This is a genomic window from Amycolatopsis sp. NPDC031561 (genome assembly GCF_055580625.1).
The window spans coordinates 377,278-402,048 of sequence record NZ_JBVILA010000001.1 but is presented as its reverse complement, the minus strand read 5'-3'; the positions used below and the strand labels follow the sequence as shown (position 1 = coordinate 402,048).

The following is a 24,771-nucleotide window of genomic DNA, read 5'->3' as shown; positions in this document are numbered from 1 at the left end:
CACCGGCCGCAGCCCCCTCCAGATGTCATGAAAGGGGCTTTCAGGACGAAAAACGTCCTGAAAGCCCCTTTCATGACACACTGGCGGACGTCGGCGCACGCGCTACGGCGAGTTGACCCACTCGTCGCTGCCATCGGTGAAGTGCTGGTGCTTCCACACCGGCAGCCGCGCCTTGACCTCGTCGACCAGCTCCGAGCAGGCGGCGAAGGCCTGACCCCGGTGCTCGGCCGCCACGGCGCACGCCAGCGCGACGTCCCCGATGGCCAGCGCGCCCAGCCGGTGGCTGACGGCGACGGCACGCACCCCGGTCCACTTCCCCGAGAGATCCGCGACGACCTCCGCGAGCACCTCGGAGGCACTGGGGTGCCCCTCGTAGGCGAGCCGGTCCACCGACCGGCCGCCGTCGTGGTCCCGCACGACCCCGCCGAAGGTGACGACGGCACCCGCGGCCGCGTCGTCCACCAGCCGGGCGTGTTCCTCGACCGAGAGCGGCTCGTCGACCACCGCGATCCGTGCGACCCGAACGCTCACTGCTGTGCCTCCCGTGGATGGTCGCCGCCCGCAAGCTGGTCGACGGCGTGGTCGAGGATCCCGTCGAGTACGCCCAGGCCGTCCTTCACGCCGCCGCGCGAGCCCGGCAGGTTCACCACCAGGGTCCGCCCGGCCACGCCCGCGACCCCGCGCGAGAGCACGGCCGTGGGGACCTTGGGCAGCCCGGCGGCCCGGATCGCGTCCGCGACGCCGGGGAGTTCGTAGTCGAGGACGGCCCGGGTGACGTCGGGGGTGCGGTCGGTCGGCGAGATGCCGGTGCCACCGGTCGTCACGATCACCTGGACCCCGGCCGCGACGGCCTCACGCAGGGCCTCTCCGACGGGTTCCCCGTCCTGGACCACCACGGCTTCGAGCACGTCCCAGCCGCGCGAGGCGAACCACGCCGTGATGACCGGACCGGTCGTGTCCTCGTAGACACCCTTCGCGGCGCGGTTCGACGCCACGATCACCCTCGCGACCCGGCTCACGGTCGCTCCCAGGTGCCGGTCTTGCCGCCGTCCTTGCGGATCAGGCGGACGTCGTCGAGGGTCGCCGCGGGATCGACGGCCTTGATCATGTCGTGCAGGGTCAGCCCGGCGACGGCGACGGCGGTCAGCGCCTCCATCTCGACACCGGTCCGGTCGTTCGTCTTCGCGGTCGCGGTGATGTGCACGGCGGTCTCGTCGAGGACGAACTCGACCTTCACCCCGGACAGCGCGATCTGGTGGCAGAGCGGGATCAGCTCGGGCACCTTCTTCGCGCCCATGATGCCCGCGATCCGGGCGGTCGCGAGGGCGTCGCCCTTGGGGAGCCCGTCCGTCGCCAGCAGGCCGAGGACCTCGGCCGTGGTGTGCACGGTGCCGCCCGCCAGCGCGATCCGGGCGGAGGGCGTCTTGCCGGAAACGTCGACCATACGGGCGGCGCCCGTATGGTCGACGTGGCTGAGTTCACTCACGCCAGCAGGCTAGTCCTTAGAAAACCCGCTGCTTCGAGCGAACCTCGTCGAGCGCCTTCTCGCGTTCCTGACGCTGCTGCGGCGTCATCGAGTCGAACAGCCCGCCCTTGTCCGCGGCGCAGGCCGTGTCGTTCGCGGGACGCTTGCCTTCGACGAAGAACCGGTTGACGGCGTTGTTGCCGCAAGCGTTCTCCGAGCCCAGCCAGACCCCGTGCCCGCCGTCGTCGACCGACACCATCCGCGCCCGGTCGCCCAGCGCGCGCCGCATCTCCTTGGCTCCGCTGAGCGGCGTGGCCGGGTCACGCAGGTTCTGCACCAGCAGGATCGTCGACGGTCCCCGGTCGCCGATCCGCACCGGCGGCTCGATCGGCTCCGACGGCCAGTAGGCACACGCCCAGATGTTCGCCCCGGCCGCGCCGAACATCGGGTACTTCACCCGGTCCTTCTCGACGTTGCGCTGGTAGGTCCCGACGTTCTCGGGCCAGTTCGAGTCGTTGCAGACCACGTGCAACTGACCGGACAGCACATTGCCGACGTCGACCTGCGCCGCCTGCGCGGACTGCTTCATGACGCCTTCGGTGTCGAGCGACTGCCACTGCTGCGCCAGCACCGGGAAGGCGGCGGTCGAGTACAGCGCGCCGAACGTGCCCATCCGGAACGCCGCGCCGTCCACGCCGGGAACCGCGCCGCCGTCGAGCTTGGCGGCGAGTTCGTGGAACTTCGCCGTCACCTGCTGCGGCGTCCGGCCGAGCCCGTAGCTGGCGTGCCGCGCGGCCGCCCACTTCGCGAAGTCCGGGAAGCGGTCCTGGAACCCCTCCGCCAGCCGACGCGAGGTCGCCGGGTCGAGCCCGCCCGGACTGGTCACGCTGTCGAGCACGATCCGATCGGTCCGCTGCGGGAACAGCGTCGAATACGCGGCACCGAGGTAGCTGCCGTACGAGACGCCGTAGTACGAGATCTTCTGCTCGCCGAGGGCTTCGCGGATGCGGTCCATGTCGCGCGCAGTGTTGGCCGTGGTGATGTACGGCAGGTTCGCCGCGGTCTTCGAATCGCCGCACTGCTTCGCGACGCCGGCCACGTACGTCGCCCGCTCGGCCACCGCCGCGGCGTCACGCGCGTACGGCGGGACATTGCTCACCAGCTGCTCGGGCTTGAGATCGCAGGTGACCGGCGTGCTGCGCCCGATCCCCCGCGGGTCGAACCCGATCAGGTCGTACGCGTCGAGCACGCTCGACGGCAGCCCCGCCGCCCGCAGACCGTCCGGCATGGTCAGCCCCGGTCCGCCGGGGCCGCCCGGGTTCATCAGCATGACGCCGCGCCGCTTCGACGGCTTGGTGCTGGCGAGCTTCGACACGGCGACGTCGATGGTCGGCCCGCCCGGGTTCCGGTAGTCGAGCGGGACCTTCAAGGTGGCGCACTCCAGTGTGGGCACGTCCGGACACTGTTCCCACCGCAACGACGAAGTCGCGGCGGACGCCGTGGCCGGTACGAGTACCGCCGTGGTGACCGCCGCGACCGTGAGTGCCCCGATTTTGCTCAGGACGGAACGCTTCATCCCCAACCCCCGTCAAGATCGAATTCCTGGTCGGAACCGAGACTATGAGCGGGCCGGGTACGGGGTCGTCACCCTGAAGTCGACCGCCTGGTCGGCCTCAGTGATGACGTGTCCACCGAATGGAGCAAGGGACCTTTGCTGTCACTTCTCGCTTTTGGCGACGGCCTTCGCGGCCCTCTTCACCGCTTCGGCGACGGCGGGGGCGACGGCGCTGTCGAAGACGCTGGGCACGATGAACGACGCGTTGAGCTTGCCGTTGTCCACGACGTCCGCGATGGCGTCGGCCGCCGCGAGCAGCATCGAGTCGTCGATCTGGTGCGCATGCGCGTCGAGCAGACCGCGGAACACGCCCGGGAACGCGAGCACGTTGTTGATCTGGTTCGGGAAGTCGCTGCGGCCGGTGGCGACGACGGCGGCGTGCTTCTGCGCCTCCAGCGGGTCGATCTCCGGGTCCGGGTTGGCCAGCGCGAACACGACGGCGTCGGACTTCATGGTCGCGACCTGCTCGGCACCGAACAGGTTCGGTGCGGAGACCCCGATGAACACGTCGGCGCCGACGAGCGCCTCGTGCAGCGTGCCCGCCTGCAGCTCCTTGTTCGTGTGCTCGGCGATCCAGGTGAGGTTGTCGTCGAGGTTGCCGCGCGCGGAGTGCACGATGCCGTCGATGTCGGCGGCCACGACGTCGCCGGGGCTCTTGCCCAGCAGCAGCCGGATGATCGCCGAGCCGGCCGCGCCGACCCCGCTGACCACGATCTTGCAGTCTTCGATGTTCTTCCCGACCACGCGCAGGGCGTTGCGGAGCGCGGCGACCACGACGATCGCGGTGCCGTGCTGGTCGTCGTGGAACACCGGGATGTCGAGCTGCTCACGCAGGCGCGCCTCGATCTCGAAGCAGCGCGGCGCGGCGATGTCCTCGAGGTTGATACCGGCGTACACCGGGGCGATCGCCTTGACGATCTTGATGATCTCTTCGGTGTCCTGGGTGTCCAGGCACACCGGCCAGGCGTCGACGTCGGCGAACTTCTTGAACAGCGCCGCCTTGCCCTCCATCACCGGGAGCGCGGCGGCCGGGCCGATGTTGCCCAGCCCCAGCACGGCCGAGCCGTCGGTGACGACGGCGACGGTGTTCCGCTTGATGGTCAGGCGGCGCGCGTCCTCGGGGTTCGCGGCGATCGCCTGGCAGACGCGCGCGACGCCGGGCGTGTACGCGCGGGAGAGGTCGTCACGGTTGCGGAGCGCGACCTTGGGGGTGACCTCGATCTTGCCGCCGAGGTGGATCAGGAAGGTCCGGTCGGAGACCTTGCGGACCCGCACGCCCGGGAGCGAGTCCAGGGTCTGCGTGATGTCCTGCGCGTGGTTCTCCGACAGGGCGTTGGCGCTGATGTCGACGACGATCGACTCGGGGTGCGACTCGACGACGTCGAACGCGGTCAGCACGCCGCCGACCCGGCCGACGGCGGTCGTCAGGTCACCCGCCGCGGTGGACGACGCGGGGGCCTCCACCCGGACGGTGATCGAATATCCGGGACCGGGAACCGGCATGGCACTACCCCCGCTGAGGAAAGCTGAATAGGTCGATCGAAAACCTACTCCCGTGACGACCGCCACGACCCTCCGCAGGGGTGACTGACCAGTAACTTCCGCGCTGACGGAAACCCGCCGAAGGGGCGGTACCCGAACCCGCTCGCGCCGCCTGCGAGCGGCGCCCCCTCATCGGGTTACCGTGGGCCTTCGGCCCGAAAGAGGCGCGCAAGAGAGGCCTCCTCGGGCGCTGGGCGCCCTCAGCAGGCCAGGCCAGTAACTTCTTACCGGTTGATCTCGGTCTGGGGGTGCACGTAAGGCACCGCGTCGAGCGGGAAGGTCAGGTCGCCGAACGGGGACAGCGCGCCCTGCCGATCGGATGCGAGCTCGGTGACGGGGTGCTCCCCGTCTTCACCGGGCCACGTGGGATCGATTCCCGCGCGCTTTTTGTTCTCGCCCTTCGCCACAACGTCCTCCCGAGCATGGTCAAGCCGTTCTCTCCGAGGACAGTCTGCCCGAACGCGGCTGCCGCGCCACCACCCGCCCGGTATCCTGGTCGTCTATGCCCGCGCCATCCCTGGCGGACTGGCTGCGCCAGGAGTCCGACGACGCACTCGCCGCGCTCCTGCGCACGCGTCGCGACCTGTCCACGCCACCCCCGTCCGACACCATCGTGCTCGCCACCCGGGCCGGCACGCCGGGCTCCGTCGCGCGCGCCTGCGAAGACCTCGACACCTTCACCCTCGCCGTGCTCGACGCCTTGCTGCTGGCCGGGGCGGACACCGCTCCGGTCGCCGCGGCCGAGGTCGCCCGGCTCACGGGCACCGAAATCGGCGAGGCGCTGGCGCTGCTGCGCAAGCGGGCGCTGGTCTGGGGCGAGGACGACGCGCTGCGCGTCCCGCCGTCCGCCCGCGACGCGCTCGGTCCGTTCCCCGCCGGTCTGGGGTCGTCGTCACCCGCGCTCACCGGGATCGACATCGACGCCGCGCTCGCGGAGGTCGGTGAGGACGAACGTGCCCTGCTGACGACGCTGGCCGCCGGGCCGCCGATCGGCCGCACCCGCGACGCGTCGGCCGAGGTCCCGCTGGAGCGGGCGCAGAACCCGGTCCAGCGTCTGCTCGCACGGGGGCTGCTGCTGCGCCGGGACGACCAGACCGTCGAACTGCCGCGTGAACTCGGGATCGCCCTGCGCGGCGGGTCGGTGTTCGAACCGGCGTCGCTGCGCGAACCGGAACTCCCCGTGCATCCGCATCAGCGGTCCACAGTGGACACGACGGCGGCGGGCGAGGCGATGGAGTTCTTGCGCCAGACCGAAAGCATGCTTCGCGCGTGGTCCGAGACGCCGCCGCCGGTGCTGAAGTCCGGCGGGCTCGGGGTCCGCGAACTGAAGAAGCTCGCCAAGGATCTCGACGCCGACGAAACGCGGGTGACCCTGCTGGCGGAGATCGCGGTCGGCGCCGGGCTGGCGGCCGACAGCGAGGCGACGACGCCGGAATGGGTACCGACGACGCTGACCGATTCCTGGCTCGCGTCGCCGACGGCGCAGCGCTGGATGACGGTCGCACAGGCTTGGCTCGAACTGCCCCGGTTGCCTGGTCTCGCCGGCGGCAGGGACGCGAAGGACAAGCCGATCGCGCCGCTTTCGGAAGACCTGCGACGACCGTTGGCGCCCACTTCGCGACGGCGGATCCTCCTCGCCTTGGCCGCGTTGCCCGAGGGCGCCGGGGTGAAGAGCGCGGACGAACTGGTCGCCGCGCTCGCTTGGCGCGCGCCGCGGCGGGGCGGGCGGCTGCGGGACGAAACCGTGCGCTGGACGATGGCCGAAGGGGCCGCGCTCGGCCTGATCGGGCTCGGTGGGCTCACCACGGCGACGCGGGCGCTGCTGGCCGAGGACCGGCCCGGAGCGGTCGAGGCGATGCTCGACGCGCTGCCGCGTCCGGTGGACCACGTCCTGGTCCAGGCCGACTTGACCGTGGTCGCGCCGGGACCGCTGGAAGCCGAACTGGCGACCGAGATGACCGCCGTCGCCGACATCGAATCGGCCGGGCACGCGACCGTCTACCGGATCACCGAAACGTCCGTACGGCGCGCGCTCGACACCGGGCGGACGGCGGGCGAACTGCACGCGTTGTTCGCGGCCCGCTCGGCGACGCCGGTGCCCCAGTCTTTGAGCTACCTGATCGACGACGTCGCCCGGCGGCACGGGCGGCTGCGCGGCGGGGCCGCCGAGTCGTTCCTGCGCTGCGACGACGCTTCGCTGCTCGCGGAGGTCATGGGCAGCTCTGTCGCGGCTAACTACGGCTTGCGGATGATCGCGCCGACAGTGCTTATCAGCTCGTACCCGCTCGCCGAGGTCCTCGACGCCCTTCGCACCGCTGGGTTCGCTCCGGCCGCCGAAGGACCCGACGGACGCGTCATGGACATCAGGCCGTCCGGCCGTCGTCTGCCCGCGAAGGCGCGTGCCGCGCGTCGGGCGCCGGGGGAGCCTGCCGGGCTGACAGACGACCAGGTCGGGAAGATCGTCGCGCACGTCCGGGCCGGGGACGCCGCTTCGGCGCGTCGCCGGGGCGAGACGGTGCGCGCGCCGCAGGGAGGCGGCGCCGGAGACACGTCCGCGACGCTGGCGTTGCTGTCCCAGGCGACCATGGAGCGCCGCGAGGTGTGGATCGGTTTCGTCGACTCACGCGGGACGGCGAGCCAGCGCGTCGTACGGCCGATGCGGGTCGGCGGCGGGGTCCTCGAAGGGACCGACAACGAGCGCTACCCCCTGCACCGGATCACCTCGGCGGCCCTCGTCGAAGACTGACCCCCCGCGACTCGTCCTCTAGTTGCGGTAGTTGCACACGCAAGGACCGCAACTAGAGGACTAAACGCGGGGCGTCAGAGGGCGCGAAGGCCTTGCAGGACGCGCTCCATGAAGGCGCGCGAGGAAGAGTCGCCGAGGATCAGTTCCGTTTGGTGGATCAGCACCAGGCCCGCGTCCGCCATGTCGCCGACGAGCACCTTCACGACGCCCAGCGGCAGCCGCAGATGCGCGGCGATCTCCGCGATCGACCGGGTGTCCAGGCAGAGGTCGCAGATCTGCCGGTGCTCCATGGTCCGCACGCCGCGATACCGGCGGCCGTCGTCGCTGGTCGACACCAGCGCCTCCAGCGCCAGGGCGTGCGCGGTCCGGGTGCGCCCGCCGGTGCGGGTGTAGGGCCGGACACGCGAGCCCGAGGACGGCAGGTAGACCGAAGCGGGCGCGCTGCCCGAAGGACCCGAACCGGCGGCGCCGTTCCCCGCGGACGCGGGACGCGGTGTCGACTGGCGGATCGGCGAGGGCATCGACGGAGGGGCCTGCTCCGGCGGCGCGACCTGGCGGCGCGGCATGACCGTGCTGATCGAGCTCAGCTCGAACCTGCTCGGGGAGTCGAAGGCTTCGCGTTCGGTGCCTTGGTAGAGGGAGTCCCAGCCCGGGGGTTCCGGCTCGGTGAATCCGGTGATCTTCATCGGCGGCTACCCACGTACGCCGCCCTGCAGCTGCGCCCGCAGCTCGGGGGTGATCTGCTGGCCGACCCGCTCGACGAGCAGGGTCATCTCGTAGGCCACGGTGCCGATGTCACAGGTCGGCGCGGCCAGCACGGCGAGTGACGAGCCGTCGGCGACCGACATGAGGAAGAGGTACCCGCGTTCCATCTCGACGACGGTCTGGTTGACCCCGCCCGCGTCGAAGCAGCGTGCCGCGCCGGCGGTGAGGCTGATCAATCCGGAAGCGACCGCGGACAGCTGTTCGGCCCGTTCCTGCGGCAGCCCTTCCGACGGCGCGAGAAGAAGACCGTCCGCGGAGACCAGCACGGCGTGCGCGGCACCGGGAACCCGGCGCGCGAAATCCGTGATGAGCCAGCCGAACGAGCTCTGCTGCTGTCCGGATGCCGTCACAAGTCCCTCCTCGCTGCGTCAAGACCACCTGGGCGGCGTGGTCCGGACGTCCTTCCCCGACCAGCACCGACCTGGCACCGGCGAGCCGAAAGACGCCTCCACCCAGCGTATTCGTCCCGCCGATCGTGTCGAGCCCGCCACCCGGACGCAGGTGTTAACCGAACGTAAACGTGCAGCCGCTCACCGCGTCGACGTATCGCGAACCACGCATTCGTGGGTCACCCCGTGGTGGCCGGGTGCGACCGGGCGTGAACCAGCGTCCACGCAGGTCATCGACGGTCCGGCCACCCGATCGGGTTACACCTGCACGGAATCGGCCGCGAGGGATCGCCTCGCCGTCAATCCTGCCGGTGGCGCCACTCCCCGAAGCGGGTGAAGCCTGCCGAGTTCACTCCAACGGCCGCATCCGCTTCGGGCTTTCGTCTGTATTCCACCCCGCGCGCACCCTCTTGTGTCGTGTTTCTACCCCGCGCGCAACGCCGAATCGTGTGCGATGGCGTGCTGCACGACCGAGATCAACACCTGCTTGGCGGACTCACGTTCCCGAGCGTCACAGGCCATGATCGGCACGGACGGTGAGATCGTCAGCGCGTGCCGGACGTCCTCGATCTGGTGGTGCAGCAACCGGTCGAAGCAGTTGATCGCCACGACGTACGGCAGCTTCCGGTTCTCGAAGAAGTCGATCGACGGGAACGCGTCGGCGAGCCGCCGCGTGTCGACCAGCACGACGGCACCGATGGCGCCGACCGCGAGGTCGTCCCACATGAACCAGAACCGGTGCTGGCCCGGCGTACCGAACACGTACAGCACCAGATCCGAGTCCAGCGAAATCCGGCCGAAGTCCATGGCAACGGTCGTCGTCGACTTGTTCGGGGTGGCCGAATTGTCGTCGACGCCGGTACTTGCCTCGGTCATCATGGCCTCGGTGGTCAGCGGATCGATCTCCGAAACCGCTCCGACCAGCGTGGTCTTCCCCGAGCCGAATCCGCCAGCGACCACGATCTTGGCCGACGACGTCGGCCCGGCCACCTGCGGCGCATTCGCGTCGGAGTCAAATTCTCCGAAGCCCACTGAGCACCCTCTCCATGAACTCGATACTGGGCCGGTCACCCACGTTCTGGCTGGCGGTGTGCACCAGGACCAGGCCGAGGCCGGCCACGTCTCCGATCAGCACCCGGACCACGCCGAGCGGCAGGCGCAACAGCGCCGCGACTTCGGCGACGGACCGGGTGTCCAGGCAAAGGTCGCAGATCGACCGGTGTTCGGGGACGCGTACCCGGTCGAGCACACGTCCCTGTTCGCTGGTCGAGATCAACGCCTCGATGGCAAGGTCGTACGTCGGCTTGGTCCGTCCCCGCGTGCGGAAGTACGGCCGGACCAGGCCGGAGGATTCGACGTCGGTGGTGTACTGCTCGTCGACGAACTCGTTCTGCGCCTGCTGCGGCAACGCCGCGGCGAGCGGGTCGGCCGCGGCCGCGCGGCGCTCCTCCTCCTTGTCGAAGGAGAACTTGGCGAACTCGCCCGAGTCGTACAGCGGGCCGCTGCCACCACCGAACAGTTCCGCCCCGGGGCCGCCGAGCAGGCGTTCCCGGTAGTCCGTGACGCTGAAATCGGCGGGTCCCTGTCCCGCGTTCGAATCGGTCAGCCAGCGGGAGGCCTCGTCCGGGGACACGGGGTCGTTGTCCGACCCCTGTGCCCGTCGCGATCGCCATTCGCGGTCGACCCGGTCCCGGAAGGACGTCCAGTCCTCCCGGCCGTCGTCACGTTCCGACCACCCGCCGGAGAAGTCGTCACCGAGCCGGCCATCGCCCCTCAAGCGCCCGTCGTCCACGGCATTCTCCTCGGTTCCCGGTCGCTCAGCGGCGGACCGACGCGCCCTGCAGTTGCGCGCGCATCTCCGGTGTCAGCTGTTGCCCCACGCGTTCCACCAGCAGGGTCATCTCGTAGACGACCAGGCCGATGTCACTCTCCGGCGACCCGAGGACCGCCAGACAGGACCCGTCCGACACCGACATCAGGAAGAGGAAGCCGTTGGCCATCTCGACCACCGTCTGCGCGACCGTGCCGCCTTCGAACACCTTGGCCGCACCGCGCGCGAGGCTGGTGAGCCCCGACGAGACGGCGGCGAGCTGGTCGGCCCTGTCCTTGGGGAGCCCCTTCGAGGAGGCCAGGAGCAAACCGTCCGCCGACACCACCACGGCATGCGCCGCGCCCGGGACCCGGTGCACGAAATCCGTGATCAGCCAGGCAAAGCTGCTCGTGTGTCCTCTACCCTGCGCCTGGCCGCCAGGCTGCGCCGGACCGCCCGGCTGCATCGCACCCGCCCGTGTCACTTTCACTCCTTACTGCTGTCATCGGCAGGGGAATCCGCACCCCTGCCAGTCACCGGAACGCCGTTGTCATCCAGCGCATCGAGCGGGCGGTCCTTCAACGCGTGCCGTCCCGACTTGTAACCCTGCTGGAAGCTTGCCATCCGGCTTCGAGCCGCCGTCGCCGAGCGGGCTATCGCACCCGTTCCCGGCATTCCGGAAGTCTTGTCGGCGAACGAGTCTTCCTTCTTCGGCTCGTTCCCGCCGATCGAACCGGGGACGAGATACTGGTTCGGCACCCGTTTGGGCAGGCCGGCCGGGGTGACCTCGTCGTTCCGGTCTTCGTACAGGACCTGCGCCGCCTGCCAGCCGTCGTCCGACGCGCTGCGCCAGCCATTGTCCTGGAGCACCGTCTCCGGCGGAACACTCTCCGGGGTCCGAGTGGGCAACGCCTCTTCGGCGGGCTCGACGACGTCTTCGGCGGGCTCGTCGAGGCCGTGACGGTTCTGCTCGGGCACGTCCGATCCGGGCGGCTCGACCGGCTCGGTGTAGGTGGTCGGCTGGTCGCCGCCCGCCTCGTCACCTTCGCTGAACCAGCGCGAGAGCACCGACTGGTAGATCGGAAGCCGCCTGGTCGGGACGTCGTCCTCGAGCGCCGACTTGCCCGTGTCCGCGGGCTCCTCGGGCTGACGCGGCGGCTCGGCCGGGGTCACCGGGACGTAGCGAGGCTCCCGCTTGGGCAGCACGAGCGACGCGAACTGCGTCTCCGTGCCGCTGGAGGCACCGTCGCCGTTCGTCGGCGAGATGTCGTCCGCCGTCGGCCACGCCGGGCTTTCCTCCACGGGGGCCGCGGGGCTGAGGAACGGCCCCGCCGCGTTCTTGCCCGCGACGAGGTCGTCGAGGCTGATCGGCTGGTCGAGCGGGACGAGCCCGCCCTGCTGCGCGACAGGCTGGTGAGACGGCGGCTTCGACGGCGGAGGCGGGGTCATCTCCAGGCCGCGGTCGGAAGCGGGGATGCTCGGCAACGAGGTCGACATCTCGGACATCGAGGGCATCGACGGCATGGAGGTTTCCGAGCGGTTCGGCGGCGGCGGGGTGTTCCGCACGCCGGGCCGCATCTGCGTGAGCAGCTCGGCGGGCACGACGACCCGCGCGATCACGCCGCCTTCGATGTCCTCGTTCTCCCGGAGCCGGACCTCGATGCCGTGGCGGCGCGCCAGGCGCGCGACCACGTACAGGCCCATCCGCCGGGTCACCGAGACGTCCAGGTCCGGCGGCTCGGCGAGTCGCGTGTTGACCTCGGCGAGCCGCTCTTCGGTCATGCCGACACCGTGGTCGGTGACCTGGATGGCGAGCGCCTTCTTGCGGGTGATCACCGCGCGGACGGTCACCTTCGTCTCCGGCTCGGAGAAGTAGGTGGCGTTGTCCAGCAGTTCCGCGAGCACGTGCACGAGGTCGTGGATCGTCAGGCCCTGGACGGCGACCTCGGGGACGATCCCGATCTCGATCCGGGCGTACTGCTCGATTTCCGAGACCGCGGCGCCGATGACGTCGGCGGCGGGCACCGGCTTGGGCACCGACTTCGCGAGACCGGCGCCCGAGAGCACCAGGAGGCTTTCACCGTTGCGGCGCAGCCGCGTGGCGAGGTGGTCGAGTTCGAACAGGCTGGCCAAGTGGTCCGGGTCCTGCTCGTCGGCCTCGAGCCGGTCGATCACGCCGAGCTGGCGTTCCACCAGCCTCTGCGACCGGCGGGACAGGTTCACGAAGATGCCGTTGACGTTCTCGCGCAGGAGGGCCTGCTCGGCGGCCATCTTGACGGCCTGCGCGTGGACGACGTCGAACGACCGCGCCACTTCACCGATCTCGTCACGCGAGGTGACGGGCACCGGCTCGACCGACCGCTTCGAGGCGTTGACCGGGTCGGGGTCGTCCAGGATGGCTTGCACGGTTTCCGGCAGTCGTGTGTACGCCACGTCGAGCGCCGTCTTCCGCAGCACCCGCAGCGGGCGCAGCATCAGGCGGGCGATGACGAGCATCAGGAACAGCGCCGCGAGCAGGGCCAGCAGCACGATCGCACCGCCGATCCAGGCCGAGTTGATCGCGTCGGTGGCCAGGCCGTCGGCCTGTGCCCGCAGCTGGCCGAGCAGGTTGGTCTCGACCGCGCGCAGCTTGTCGAGCGCGACCCGGCTGTCGTTGCCGAGCGCCACGTTGTCGATCGAGGGCTGCACGTTCTGCTGGTGCAGCGAGAACGCCATCGTGGTGATCCGGCGGCGGTCGTCGACCTCGGGACCGGAGAAGGTGTCCGAGTAGAGCTGCCGCTGTTCGGGGCTGGCGTTGGCCAGGAAGGCCGCGGTCGAGGCGTCGCCGCTGGCCACCGCCGAACGGGCCTGGTCGAACAGGTCGCCGGGGAACGCGTTGCGGAAGGAGGCGATCAGCAGCGCCGCGTCACCGCGGGCGATGAACTCCTTGCTCTCACTGATGGCCTGCACGGTGACACCGAGCCGGAGCACGTCGCGGTCGGTAACCGCGGTGGTCACCTCTCGGCCGAGCTGGACCAGCGAGTCGAGGATGCCGGAGTAGGCGATGAGGACCGGGGTGTCGCCCAGCAGCGACGTGTTCATCGCGCCGCGCAGCGGGCGCAGGGCGTCGAGCCGCTGCAGACCACGCGAGTAGCGGTCCCTCGTGTCCTGATCGTCCGGGTTGATCTGGTTCGCCGAGGCCCGCAGATCGTCGACCGCGCGGTCGACCTTGGCGATCTGCGCGTCGAGACCGGCTTGGCGCGACGGGTCGTCGGCGGCGATGTTGGCGACGGCGAGCGCGCGTTCGCTCTGCAGCTCATGCACCACGAGCGTGATCTTGTCGGCGAACGCGACCTGGTCGGCCGTGTCCTGGAACCGGGCGGCCTCGCCACCGTCGTCGATCACGCGCAGGGTGCCGAGCGCGAGCGCGGTCAGCGTCGGAATGATCAGGACGGCCGCGAGCTTGGATCGCAGACGCCAGTTACGCAGGCCCAGGAACGACCCGGCCACCTTCCCGCCAGGACCGTCTCCGGTTTCCCGCGCAGGGGTCCCTCCCACCCCCGCGGTGTCTTCGTTCGGCACCGCCGCACCACCATCATCTTCATCCGGGCCGGGAAAGCCCATTTTGGACACGCCGTTCTCGAGCTGGCCGTACTGCTGTCTGGGTCGGTTGTCGGAGACCACTACCCGCACGCTCCTGCCACCCGGCAGGGATGTGCTCGGCGTGAGTATTCACTCCTCCGAATGAGGAGGTCGTCTTCGACGCAGTCTCTCAGGTGCACTTGACCGAAACCCCGTCTGGCGTCATTGGTCTATTCGGCCTAACCCGCCAGTACGCGGGCGCGCACCAGTGAAGCACGGACGTGTTCAACACCCGTTCGGACAAGACGCACTTGTTCCACACAGAGTGCCTTGCACCTCGGGAAAGGTCCAGAGCGTTCGGCCATCCAAGGCACTCTCTTTCACTACATCAGTGGTCCACACCTCACTACCGGTGCATGAGGGTAGCGAACGGCAGGCCCAGATGTAACCCTTTGGACAAGACACACAAGAAGGCACCGGACGGGTCTTGACCTGTTGGCGCTCAGTTGGCAACAAACTCTCGCCACGCGCCTCCGATGAACACGCCCAGTTGTGTTCACTTCTGACAAACAACCTGTTCGGGTGATCGTTACCACTGGGGATCATAGGATGACCACCCATTGTGAGCACGTTGTCCGTTCTCTACAGTGAGCGCGTGGCTCTGACAAAGAGTCACTTCCTAATTCCGCATCAGGCCACGTCATCACGTGTCCTCCCCCTCGATCAGGAGCACCACTTTGCTTTCGAAGAAGGCCTTGAGCGCCAGCCTGAGCCGGCGTGGGGCGATCGCGCTCGCGATGGCGGCCGTCGTCACGACGTCGGTCGGCGGCTGCGGCCTGCTCGGCGGGGACGATTCGTCCTCTTCCGGCGGCTCCGGGAACCTCGAGAAGTCGAAGATCAAGGTGGCGGTGATGTCGACCATCGACCTCGCCCCCCTCCGTCTCGCGCAGGACGGCGGCTACTTCAAGAACGAAGGCCTCGATGTCGAAGCGATCGAAGCCGCCACCGGCCAGGTCTCGCTGACCAAGCTGATCGGCGGCGAGGTCGACATCGCGTACGCGAGCTATACGCCGTTCTTCATCGCGGCGAGCAAGGGCTCCGCCGACATCAAGCTGGTCGCGGACGCCTCCTCCGCGGGGCCTAAGAGCACGATGCTGGTCACGCTGCCGACGTCGACGGTGAAGAGCGTCGCCGACCTGGCGGGCAAGAAGATCGGCATCACCGCGCCGAACACCGTGTCCGACACACTGTCCAAATCGGTCATGAAGGACCACGGTGTCGACACCGCCAAGGTGCAGTGGGTGCCGATCCCGTTGCCGAACGTCGGGGCCGCGCTCAAGAACGGCGACATCGACGCCGGCTTCCTGACCGAACCCTTCATCACCCAGACCGCGAAGCAGGCGGGCACCGTCCCGGTCGTGGACACCGCCACCGGCGCCACCCAGGACTTCCCCACCGCGGGCTACGGCTCCCTCGGCAAGTTCGTGAGCGAGAACCCGAAGACCGTGGCCGCCTTCCAGCGCGCCATGCAGAAGGCGACCCGCGACGCGGCCGACCGCTCCAAGATCGAGCCGTTGCTGGTCAAGTACGCCAAGATCGACCAGGACACCGCCGCGCTGACCACGCTGCTGACGTTCCAGTCCACCCTGGACCCCCGCCGCATCCAGCGGGTCCCGGACCTGCTCCTGCAGATGGGCGCGATCCAGAGCAAGATCGACGTCGGCCCGATGATCGCGGCCCAGACCACGAGTTGATGACACGCGGTTACTCCGAATTGCCACTCCACCAGTAATTCGATCACTAAAAGTAGTGTTGTCCAAGCGGGTGATCACGCGATCAGGCGAATGGCCTAAAATGATCACCCGCTCACGACACCCATTGTGAGTGAGTGGGCAAATCTCTAAGGTGACCGCGTGCCTGGCGAAAATGAAGCCACGACACGGATGAAAACCCAAACGGTGATTCATTGTTTCCGAGGAGTTGGCTTTGTTTCGAGACGCCATGAGCAGGAGCGGTGTACGTAGAGGACGGGGCGCCATCGGTGTCGCCCTGAGCGCGCTCATGTTGGCCACACTGGGCGCGTGCGGCGCCCTCGGGGGCGAGGATTCGTCCAAAGCGGCCGGCGGCGACGGTGCACTGGAGAAGCCGAAGATCAAGGTGGCCCTGCTGCCCGTCGTCGACCTCGCGCCGCTGCGGCTGGCGCAGGAAGGCGGCTACTTCAAGGCCGAAGGTCTCGAGGTCGAAGCGGTCGACGCCCCCAGTGGCCAGGCCTCGATGACCAAGATGATCGGCGGTGAGGTCGACATCGCCTTCTCCACCTACATGCCGTTCTTCATCGCGAAGAGCAAGGGCGCGGCCGACATCCGGCTCGTCGCCGACGCCGTTTCCGCCAGTCCCAAGAGCAACGCGGTCGTCACGGTGCCGGCCTCGCCGGTCAAGACGATCAACGACCTCGCGGGCAAGAAGATCGCGATCACCGACAAGAACACCGCTTCGCACCTGCTCACCGTCTCGGTGATGAAGGACCACGGCGTCGACACCAGCAAGGTCCAGTGGGTGCCGATGGCGCTGCCGAACATCGTCGCCGCGCTCTCTTCGGGCCAGGTCGACGCGGGCTACCTGCCCGAGCCGTTCCTGACCCAGGCCTCCAAGGTGGCGGGCGCGACCCCGGTCGTCGACATCGCGACCGGTGCCACCCAGGACTTCCCCCTGGCGGGCTTCGGTTCGCTCGGCTCCTTCGTGGACAAGAACCCCAAGACGCTGGCCGCGTTCCAGCGCGCGATGGCCAAGGCCGTGCGCGACTCGGCCGACCGCTCCAAGATCGAACCGCTGATCGTCAAGTACGCCAAGGTCGACGCCGAAACCGCGTCACTGCTCACGCTGCCGACGTTCGGGGCCACCCTGGACCCGCGCCGCCTGCAGCGCGTACCGGATCTGCTGCTGCAGACCGGAGTGCTGACGACCAAGCTCGATGCCGCCCCGATGCTCTCCCCTCAAGCTGGATAAAGGTAAAGGTGTCACGACTTCTCCGTGCCCTGGCCGGTCTGGCCGGTTTCTTCCTCATCTGGGAAGTGATCGTCCAGGCCGGCCTGGTCCGTAAAGAGTTCCTCCCCCCGCCGTCCGTCGTCCTCGTGACGATCTTCGAACAGTTCGGCGAGACCCAGTTCATCCGGGACCTGGTCGCCACGTTCCTCGCGTGGGCGATCGCCCTGCTCATCGCGGTCGCCATCGCCGTGCCCGCCGGTCTGCTGCTCGGCAGCATCCCCGGCCTGCGCACCGCGACCGCGGTGGTCGTCGAGTTCCTGCGGCCGATCCCCGCCGTCGCGCTGATCCCGCTGGTGCTCCTGCTGATCGGCGGCGGCCCCGAAGCGAAGATCACGCTCGCCGTGTACGCCTCGCTGTGGCCCATCATGTTCAACACGATCTACGCGCTCGGCGAGATCGACCCCGTGCTGATGGAGACCGCGAAGGCCTGCGGCACGAGCAAGTTCCGGACGCTGACGTCGGTGGCGCTGCCGCATACCGCGCCGTTCGTGTTCACCGGGGTCCGGCTGTCCGCCAACATCGCGCTGATCGCGGTGGTCAGCACCGAATTCCTGGCCGGTGCCAAACTCGGCATCGGCAACTTCATCATGCAGGCCAGTACCGGTTCGACCAGGTTCGATCTCGTCCTCGCCGGCACCGTGGTGGTCGGCGCGCTCGGCTTCCTCATCAACGGCGGGCTCGAAATGATCGGCAGGCGGGCGTTCCGCTGGAGCACGGTCGACCGGGAGGCGATCTCGTGACGACCCTCACGCTGACCAGCCGCGTCGGCAGGCGCGTCGGCCGGGGCCTCGGCATCCTGGTCCGCAACTGGCTGCTGTTCTTCGCCCTGCTCGGGATCTGGGAGCTTTCGACCCGGCTCGCGAAGAGCCCGTTCTTCCCGCCGCCGACCGAAATCCTGACCACCTCGGCGAAACTGTGGTTCACGGGCCCGGCCTCGCAGCTGTTCCTGACCGACACCGTGTTCGACAACGTCTTGCCCAGCCTCGGCCGGACGCTCGGCGGCTGGCTGCTGGCCGGTGCCCTCGGTGTCGCGCTGGGTGTCGCGCTGGGCCGGTCCAAGACCGGGATGGACTACGTCGGACCGCTTTTCGCGTTCTTCCGCTCGGTGCCGCCGCCCGCGCTGATCCCGGTGTTCATCGTCCTCTTCGGACTCGGGCCGGGCATGCAGACCGGGTCGATCATCTTCGGCGCGATCTGGCCGGTGCTGCTCAACACCGTGGACGGCGTCCGGTCGGTGGACCAGGTGAAGATCGACACCGCGAAGTCGTTCCGGACCCCGCGGTCGTACTGGGTGCGCTCGATCGTGCTGCCCGCCGCCGGGCCGAAGATCTTCGCGGGCCTGCGGCTGAGCCTGTCCATTTCCCTGCTGCTGATGGTGATCTCGGAACTGGTCGGCTCCTACAACGGCATCGGCCGGTCCCTGATGGACGCCCAGCAGGCGTTCGACTTCCCGCTCATGTGGTCGTGGCTGGTCCTGCTCGGACTGCTCGGCTTCGGGTTCAACGCGGCGTTCCTCGCGGTGGAGCAGAGAGTGCTTCGCTGGCAGCCCACCCGCAACGGCCGTATCTAGTTCTTCTCGAAGGGTCAGCAAGATGTCAACCATGCTCGAAGTCTCCGGGCTGAACCACCGGTACGGCGCGGGAGAAAAGGCGCACGTCGCGGTCAACGACCTGTCGTTCACCGTGGAAACCGGCCAGCTCGCGAGCATCGTGGGCCCGTCGGGCTGCGGGAAGTCGACCCTGCTGCGCTGCATCGCCGGGCTGATCAAGCCGACGTCCGGTCAGGTCAGCCTGCACGGCGAAGCCATCTCCTCCGGCGTGCCCGACGATCTGGCCGTGGTGTTCCAGGACTACAGCCGCTCGCTGTTCCCCTGGCTCTCGGTCGCCAAGAACGTCGAGTTCCCCTTGCGGTGGCGCAACTTGAGCCGCTCAGAGCGCCGGACGCGGGCGCAGGACGCGCTGGAGTCGGTCGGCCTGGCCGGCGTCGGCTCGAAGTTCCCGTGGCAGCTCTCGGGCGGTATGCAGCAGCGTGTGTCGATCGCGCGGGCCCTGGCCAGCCAGCCCGCCCTGCTGCTGATGGACGAGCCGTTCGCGTCGGTCGACGCGCAGACGCGGTTCGAACTCGAGGACCTCACCCGGCGCGTGCAGCGCGAGAACGGGAGCACGGTTCTCGTGGTCACGCACGACATCGACGAGAGCGTCTACCTGTCGGACCGGGTGCTGGTGCTGTCGAAGTCGCCGGCGACCATCGTCGCGGACCTGCCGGTCGGGCTGCCCGCGGAGCGGAACCAGATCACCACGCGCGAGTCCGCGGAGTTCGTGACGCTGCGCGGTGAGGTCGCGCGGCTGCTGCACGGCGGTGCCCCTGAAGCCGTCACCGCGGCCTCTGACGCTGCCGAGTACGAGCTGGCGCAGAAGGCCGCGGAGTCGTCCTCTGTGGACGCTGACGCTCACTCGAAGGGCTGATCCTTCCCGCTCGCCAAGTGCTATGAAAGGCCCGTTACTGGCAAATTTTGCCAGTAACGGGCCTTTCATAGCGCGCGCGAGGGCCTCGGCACCGAAGCCTCGAGCGGTCAGTACAGCGTGCTCGGGTTCGCGTCGATGCGGACGTGCACCAGATGCGGCCGCTCGTCCGGCAGCGCGGCCTCCAGCGTCGGCTTGAGGTCCTCCGCGTTCTCGACGACCGACGTCGCCAGGCCCAGGCTCTTCGCCAGCGCGGGGAAGTCGATGCCGCCGAGGTCGACGCCGGGCACCTTCTCCCCGCCCGCCGCCTCGCCGAGGATGCGCACGGCGGCGTACTGCGAGTTGTCGAAGATCACGAACGTCACCGGCAGGTTGTTCTGCGCCGCCGTCCACAGCGCCTGGACGCAGTACATGCTCGACCCGTCGCCGAGGATGGCGACCACCTTGCGGTCCGGGCGGGCCAGCGCGGCGCCGACGGCGGCGGGGAGGCCGTAGCCCAGGGTGCCGCTGGCGACGGTGAGGAAGCCGGTGTCGGTGGACTTGATCGGCAGGTGGTCGTGCAGGTCGTTGCGGTGGCTCGGCGTCTCCTCGACGACGATCGCGTTGTCCGGCAGGACTTCCGAGATCACGGAGTAGGCGAAGCCGGGCGTGATCGGGGTGACCGCGGCGGGCTTTTCCATCCGGGTACGGGACTTCGGCGCTTCCCGCGGCGCGGCGCGGTCCAGCAGCGCGCGGATCGCGAGTTTCGGCGTCGCCCGGATCCCGGTGCCTTCGGCGGCCCTGGCGAGGATCTGTTCGTCGTCGCTGATCAGGAACAGCGGCGGCAGCGTGGTTTCCGACTCGCCCCGGTACACGTGGTAGGTGAACGCCGGGGCGCCGATGACGACCACGAGGTCGTGCTCGGCCAGCGCGCCCGCGAGCGTTTTCCGTTCCGGCTGCAGGAAGCCGAAGAACTGCGGGTGGTCCTCGGGGAAGGAGCAGCGCGCGCCCATCGGCGGCGCCCAGACCCCGGCGCCCACCTTCTCGGCCAGCGCGACGACGTCCGGCACGGCGCCTTCACCGTCGATGCCGGGGCCGACCACGATCGCCGGGCGCTCGGCGGCGTCCAAGGCGGACACCAGTTCGTCCAAAGCGGACGGATCGGGCGCGAAGCCGCGGATCGGCGGCCGGGAGATGATCGGCTTCGTGGTCTCGACGTCCCAGTCGTCGACGGGCACCGAGACGAAAACCGGGCCCATGGGCGCCTGCGTCGCGATGTGATACGCCCGCGCCAGCGCCGCCGGGACGTCCTCGGCCCTGGCCGGTTCGCAGCTCCACTTCACGTACGGCTTGGGGAAGTTCGTCGCCTCGACGGCCCCGAGGAAGGGGTCGTCCGGCAGCAGCGACCTGGTCTGCTGGCCGGCGAGGATGATCAGCGGGGCGTTGTTGCGGTACGCGGTGAAGATGTGCCCGAGGGCATGGCCGACCCCGCCCGCCGAGTGCAGGTTCACCAGCGCCGGCCGTCGCGCGGCGCGGGCGTACCCGTCTGCCATCGCGACGACGGACGCCTCGTGGAGCGCGAGCACGTAGGTGAAGTCGTCGGGCCAGTCCGTCAGGAAGGCGATCTCGGTGGTGCCGGGATTGCCGAAAATCGTGGTCAGGCCCAGATCGCGCAGCAATTCCCTGGTCGCGTCACGTACGGTGCGGGTAGCCATGGGCCCCACGCTATCTGGTCCTATGCGGATAGTTGAAGATGCAACCTCATATCACCGTCTGTGGTCTGGACCTGACCCGTTGCGTACGGCTAGTCCTTGACCAGCGCCGCCCACTCGCGGACGGCGGCGGCGTCCACATCGGACTCCCAGCCGCCGGGCCGGACCGCGCTGCCGACGTGGAACGCGCGCACCCCGCCCGCCCGCAGCAGATGCACCTGCTGCGCCCGCAGGCCGCCGCCGACGAGCAGCCGGGGCCCGTCCGTCCGGCGGGCGAGCCGCTGCAGTACCGAGAGGCCGTGCGCCACCCCGTGCGGATGCCCGGCCGCGAGCACCGTGTCGCAGCCGAGCGCGGCCAGCTGGTCGTAGGCGCGCAACGGGTCCCGCGCGCGGTCGATGGCGCGGTGGAAGGTCCACGGCAGCCCGCCGAGCTCCTTGACCAGTGTCTCGCAGGCGTCGACGTCGATTTCGCTTTCCAGGTCCAGGAAACCGAAGACGAACTCCCGCGCGCCCGCGTCGATCAGCCGGGCGGTGTCCGCGCGCAGCCCGTCGAGGTCGCCGGCGGCGAAGGACATGTTGTCGCGCAGCATGACCCGCACCGGGAGATCGGTGGCGGCGAGTACCTCGCGCAGCGTCCCGGCCGACGGCGAGAGACCGTCGCTGGCCATGTCACTGACCAGTTCGAGGCGATCTGCCCCGCCCTCCTGTGCGCGCTCCGCGTCCGCGGCGGTCAGCGCGATCACTTCCAGCAGGCCGGTTTTCGAACTCATGGACCTTCCAATTCGCTAAGCCGAGGGGTTGTCGTCACCCCTGGCGTGGCGACCGCGCCGGAACCCGCCTTGCAGGCTGGTCATCCGTTCGCGGACCGCTTCGGGGGAAAGTGAGAGTATCGGCCTCTCCCCTCGCGGCTTCTCCGGCCTGTCGTCCTGCGACCGCGCCTCGGGGACGACGGCGGGCAGGAAGGGCCAGGTTTCCTCGGCCCCGTCCTCTTGCTCCAGCTCGGCGGAAGTCGGCCAAGCGGGCTCGGGTTCGGGCGCCCTTTCCTTCGGTTCCGGGGCTTTCGGCGCCGAAGCCTCTGGTGCCAGATCTTTCGGTGCCAGATCTTTCGGTGCCACTGGCTTCAGCGTCGGTTCGGTCGGCTCGTCCGGATCCTGTGCGGGTTCCTCACTCGCGGCGCTCTCCTGGGCCGCCTTCACCGGCTCGAACGAAGGCAAAGAAGGCGGACCGGGTTCGGCGGGCGAAGGTCCTTCGCGCGGGCCGCCGTGGTCGAACCACTGCGAAAGCACGCTCTGGTACTTGGGCATCCGCTCGGTCGGCGAGTCCAGCTCGAGGTGGTTGCCCGCGTCGTCGTCCGACGAAGGCCACTCCGGCGGGTTCTCGCGCTCGACGACGGGCGCGCGCCGCAACGGCCCGGGGTCCAGCACGGGCGCGAAGCGCGACTCCTCGGCCCCGCTCTCCTCCGGCTCGGGCAGCGACGGGACTTCCAGCGGTGGTTCGGGTTCCGGCTCGGGCGGGGTGGCGACGGGTGGGGGTTCCGGCATCGGGGAGGGCTGGGGCGCTTCGACGATGAGCCCCGAGGGAACGACGACCACCGCGGTGATCCCGCCGCCGTCGGCGGACCGCAGGCGGACGTCGATCCGGTGCCGGACGGCCAGCGTCGCGACCACGAACAGGCCCATCCGCCGCGAAACCTCGACGTCGACGTCCGGCGGATTCGCCAGCCGCGTGTTGGTCCGGTCGATCTCCGCCTGCGGCATCCCGGCGCCGTGGTCGGTGATCTCGATCTGCCATTCGCCGCGTTCGGTCTCGTGCCCCTCGACCTGCACCATCGTGCTCTGGTCCGAATACCGGGTCGCGTTCTCCAGCAGCTCGGAGACCACGTGCACGAGGTCGTTGACGGCCTCGCCGCGGACCGCGATCCGCGGCGCCGCACCGAGTTCGATGCGCTGGTAGTGCTCGACCTCGGAAAGCGCGGCACCGATGATCTCGTCGGCGACGACGGCTCCACCGTCCTCACGGACGACGTCGGTTCCGGAGAGCACCAGCAGGTTCTCGCTGTTGCGCCGCATCCGCGTCGCGAGGTGGTCGAGTTCGAAGAGCCCGGCGAGCGTGTCGGGATCCTGTTCGTCGGCCTCCATCCGGTCCAGCACGGAAAGCTGCCGCTCGACGAGATCCTGGCTGCGCTGCGACAGGTTCACGAACATCGCGTTGATGTTCTCCCGCAGCATCGCCTGTTCGCCCGCGAGCCGGACGGCCTCGCCGTGCACCGCGTCGAACGCCCGCGCCACCTGGCCGAGTTCCTCCCGGCTGAACACCGGGACCGGCGCGACGGCCAGCCGTCGCCGCAGGTTCTCCGGCTGCGGTTCGGGATCGCTGAGCAGTCCTTGGACGGCCGCGGGGAGCTGGTGTTCGGCGACCTGGAGCGCGCTGCGGCGCAGGATCCGCAGCGGCCGCAACAGCGACCGCGCGATGATCACCGAGAGCACACCGGCGACCACCAGTACGGCGAGCACGATGCCGCCGTCCCAGATGGCGGACGTTCTCGCTTGCGCCGCAAGGGTGTCCGTGCGTTCCTGCAGCTGGACGAGCACCGCCTGCTGCACCTGGTGGGCCAGGTTGACCGTGTAGGTGGCGGCGGTGTCCCACTGGTTCGGGTCCAGCCCGCCGAGCCCCTGGTCGTTCTCGGCGCGGATGAGCGCCGATTCCACCATGTCGTTGCCGATGTCGACGATGAGGCCGATCACCGTGTCGTCGTACATCCGCTGCTGTTCGGGCGTCGCGAAGGTGCGGTAGTCGTTGCGGGCGGCGGCGAGTTCGGCCTCCGCGCCGAGCAGGGCGCGCGTCCGGTCCCGGTTGAGGCCGCCCTGGGCGAGCGCGGCCGCCATGATCGCGCGTTTGACCGACATCTGGTCCTTGATCCGCGCGAGCGCGTTGCCCGCGAGGCGGAGCTTCCCCAGATCCGGGTCGGAGACGTCGGCGGCGGTGGAATCGCTGATGTCGAGCAGGCCGGAGATCAGCTCGCTGTAGGAGCGCAGGACCGCGTCGGCGGGAAAAGCGGAGTGTTCCGCGGAAAACCGCAGCCCGGTCAGCACGCGCAGGCGGTCGCTGGTCAGCTGCAGGCTGGTCGCGGCCTTGTCGCCGAGCCTGCTCTTGCTCTCGCCGAGCGTGCGGTCGAACGTGCCGATGGCGTCGTCGGCGCGCTTGCGCTGCTCGGTCAGTTCGGAGACGTCGCCCTTGCGATCGCCCGCGACGAACCGGACGGTGAGGTCGCGTTCGCGCTGAAGCTGGTGCACGGCCTCGGCGACGGTGCTGTCGACCCGGCCGCGGGTGGCGAATTCGGCCAGCTGCCGGGCATCCCGCAGGTCCGAATTGACCCGGAGCCCGACGAGGGCGACCACCGCGAGCGCGGGGATCAGGAGGACGACGAAGAGTTTGGTACGCAGGTGCCAGTTCCGCAGCCGCCAGCGTCCTCCGACACGCGGATGCCGTTCCGCCGCATCGCCCCCACGGGGACGCTTGTCGCGACGGGCCACCTGGTTTCCTTTTCCCACCACGGGACCCTTTCCCATGGCTGACATCGGGGACGAGAGCCCGAACCTACTGTAGAGTAACAAGGTTCGAGAACGATCGAAAGCCGCGCAATCCGGCGTCTCCCGCACGCGATCGTATGGGGCCTGGAC

General features: G+C 69.4%; 19 protein-coding genes and 1 pseudogene. 6 read left to right on the top strand and 14 right to left on the bottom strand.

Translation table 11 applies throughout. From position 1 onward, the window contains the following. Positions 1 to 102: 102 nt before the first annotated feature. The 5 genes and pseudogenes from ACZ5IK_RS01915 to ACZ5IK_RS01895 form a co-directional block, all read right to left on the bottom strand. Positions 103 to 1,019, bottom strand: a pseudogene (locus ACZ5IK_RS01915) (molybdenum cofactor biosynthesis protein MoaE). Then, complete coding sequence (gene moaC, locus ACZ5IK_RS01910; protein ID WP_184896309.1) at positions 1,016 to 1,486, bottom strand: cyclic pyranopterin monophosphate synthase MoaC; 471 nt, start codon at positions 1,484 to 1,486, stop codon at positions 1,016 to 1,018. The pseudogene ACZ5IK_RS01915 and the gene moaC overlap by 4 nt, the downstream one beginning before the upstream one ends. 16 nt (positions 1,487 to 1,502) lie before the next feature. Beyond that, positions 1,503 to 3,041, bottom strand: coding sequence for an alpha/beta hydrolase (locus ACZ5IK_RS01905; protein ID WP_465486138.1), 1,539 nt, complete (start codon positions 3,039 to 3,041; stop codon positions 1,503 to 1,505). Between the two features lie 141 nt (positions 3,042 to 3,182). Next, positions 3,183 to 4,583: an NAD-dependent malic enzyme gene (locus ACZ5IK_RS01900; protein WP_465486137.1), complete on the bottom strand. Its 1,401-nt coding sequence runs from the start codon at positions 4,581 to 4,583 to the stop codon at positions 3,183 to 3,185. A 263-nt stretch (positions 4,584 to 4,846) separates the two neighbouring features. After that, entirely contained in the window at positions 4,847 to 5,029 is a 183-nt protein-coding gene (locus ACZ5IK_RS01895) for a hypothetical protein (protein WP_410665632.1), read from the bottom strand. A 95-nt stretch (positions 5,030 to 5,124) separates the two neighbouring features. Between ACZ5IK_RS01895 and ACZ5IK_RS01890 the strand changes: the two genes are divergently transcribed. After that, on the top strand, positions 5,125 to 7,368 hold the full coding sequence (locus ACZ5IK_RS01890) for a helicase-associated domain-containing protein (RefSeq protein WP_465486136.1): 2,244 nt from the start codon (positions 5,125 to 5,127) through the stop codon (positions 7,366 to 7,368). A gap of 74 nt (positions 7,369 to 7,442) precedes the next feature. On the opposite strand, the gene ACZ5IK_RS01885 is transcribed toward ACZ5IK_RS01890, so the two are convergent. From ACZ5IK_RS01885 to ACZ5IK_RS01860, 6 genes are all read right to left on the bottom strand, one after another. Beyond that, positions 7,443 to 8,054: a DUF742 domain-containing protein gene (locus ACZ5IK_RS01885; RefSeq protein WP_410665630.1), complete on the bottom strand. Its 612-nt coding sequence runs from the start codon at positions 8,052 to 8,054 to the stop codon at positions 7,443 to 7,445. A 6-nt stretch (positions 8,055 to 8,060) separates the two neighbouring features. Then, on the bottom strand, positions 8,061 to 8,483 hold the full coding sequence (locus ACZ5IK_RS01880) for a roadblock/LC7 domain-containing protein (RefSeq protein ID WP_020631857.1): 423 nt from the start codon (positions 8,481 to 8,483) through the stop codon (positions 8,061 to 8,063). Between the two features lie 462 nt (positions 8,484 to 8,945). After that, positions 8,946 to 9,554, bottom strand: a complete 609-nt coding sequence (locus tag ACZ5IK_RS01875; RefSeq protein ID WP_026467043.1) for a GTP-binding protein — start codon at positions 9,552 to 9,554, stop codon at positions 8,946 to 8,948. Beyond that, positions 9,535 to 10,314: a DUF742 domain-containing protein gene (locus tag ACZ5IK_RS01870; protein WP_076158620.1), complete on the bottom strand. Its 780-nt coding sequence runs from the start codon at positions 10,312 to 10,314 to the stop codon at positions 9,535 to 9,537. Before ACZ5IK_RS01870 ends, ACZ5IK_RS01875 begins: the two co-directional genes overlap by 20 nt. A 25-nt stretch (positions 10,315 to 10,339) precedes the next feature. Then, positions 10,340 to 10,798 carry a roadblock/LC7 domain-containing protein gene (locus ACZ5IK_RS01865; RefSeq protein ID WP_101613540.1) on the bottom strand — a complete coding sequence of 153 codons (459 nt, stop codon included), beginning with the start codon at positions 10,796 to 10,798 and terminating at the stop codon, positions 10,340 to 10,342. Positions 10,799 to 10,818: 20 nt separating this feature from the next. Beyond that, positions 10,819 to 13,935 (bottom strand): sensor histidine kinase, encoded by a 3,117-nt coding sequence (locus ACZ5IK_RS01860; protein WP_465486681.1) that lies wholly within the window; start codon positions 13,933 to 13,935, stop codon positions 10,819 to 10,821. A 695-nt stretch (positions 13,936 to 14,630) separates the two neighbouring features. Between ACZ5IK_RS01860 and ACZ5IK_RS01855 the strand changes: the two genes are divergently transcribed. From ACZ5IK_RS01855 to ACZ5IK_RS01835, 5 genes are all read left to right on the top strand, one after another. Beyond that, the gene (locus ACZ5IK_RS01855) at positions 14,631 to 15,647 is read left to right on the top strand and encodes an ABC transporter substrate-binding protein (RefSeq protein WP_465486135.1); all 1,017 of its coding nucleotides are present in this window, start codon (positions 14,631 to 14,633) and stop codon (positions 15,645 to 15,647) included. A gap of 307 nt (positions 15,648 to 15,954) precedes the next feature. Beyond that, positions 15,955 to 16,899: an ABC transporter substrate-binding protein gene (locus ACZ5IK_RS01850; RefSeq protein WP_465486134.1), complete on the top strand. Its 945-nt coding sequence runs from the start codon at positions 15,955 to 15,957 to the stop codon at positions 16,897 to 16,899. Positions 16,900 to 16,907: 8 nt separating this feature from the next. Then, entirely contained in the window at positions 16,908 to 17,678 is a 771-nt protein-coding gene (locus tag ACZ5IK_RS01845) for an ABC transporter permease (protein WP_465486133.1), read from the top strand. Further along, complete coding sequence (locus tag ACZ5IK_RS01840; RefSeq protein WP_465486132.1) at positions 17,675 to 18,508, top strand: ABC transporter permease; 834 nt, start codon at positions 17,675 to 17,677, stop codon at positions 18,506 to 18,508. Before ACZ5IK_RS01845 ends, ACZ5IK_RS01840 begins: the two co-directional genes overlap by 4 nt. Positions 18,509 to 18,530: 22 nt before the next feature. Further along, on the top strand, positions 18,531 to 19,403 hold the full coding sequence (locus ACZ5IK_RS01835; protein WP_465486131.1) for an ABC transporter ATP-binding protein: 873 nt from the start codon (positions 18,531 to 18,533) through the stop codon (positions 19,401 to 19,403). Positions 19,404 to 19,510: 107 nt separating this feature from the next. Here ACZ5IK_RS01835 and mdlC read toward each other — a convergent pair whose 3' ends face one another. The 3 genes from mdlC to ACZ5IK_RS01820 all read right to left on the bottom strand — a co-directional run bounded on the left by mdlC (position 19,511) and on the right by ACZ5IK_RS01820 (position 24,624). Beyond that, positions 19,511 to 21,094, bottom strand: a complete 1,584-nt coding sequence (gene mdlC / locus ACZ5IK_RS01830) for a benzoylformate decarboxylase (RefSeq protein WP_465486130.1) — start codon at positions 21,092 to 21,094, stop codon at positions 19,511 to 19,513. A gap of 89 nt (positions 21,095 to 21,183) precedes the next feature. Continuing rightward, positions 21,184 to 21,861: a copper homeostasis protein CutC gene (locus tag ACZ5IK_RS01825; protein ID WP_465486129.1), complete on the bottom strand. Its 678-nt coding sequence runs from the start codon at positions 21,859 to 21,861 to the stop codon at positions 21,184 to 21,186. A gap of 15 nt (positions 21,862 to 21,876) precedes the next feature. Further along, positions 21,877 to 24,624, bottom strand: a complete 2,748-nt coding sequence (locus ACZ5IK_RS01820) for a sensor histidine kinase (protein ID WP_465486128.1) — start codon at positions 24,622 to 24,624, stop codon at positions 21,877 to 21,879. Positions 24,625 to 24,771 lie beyond the last annotated feature (147 nt).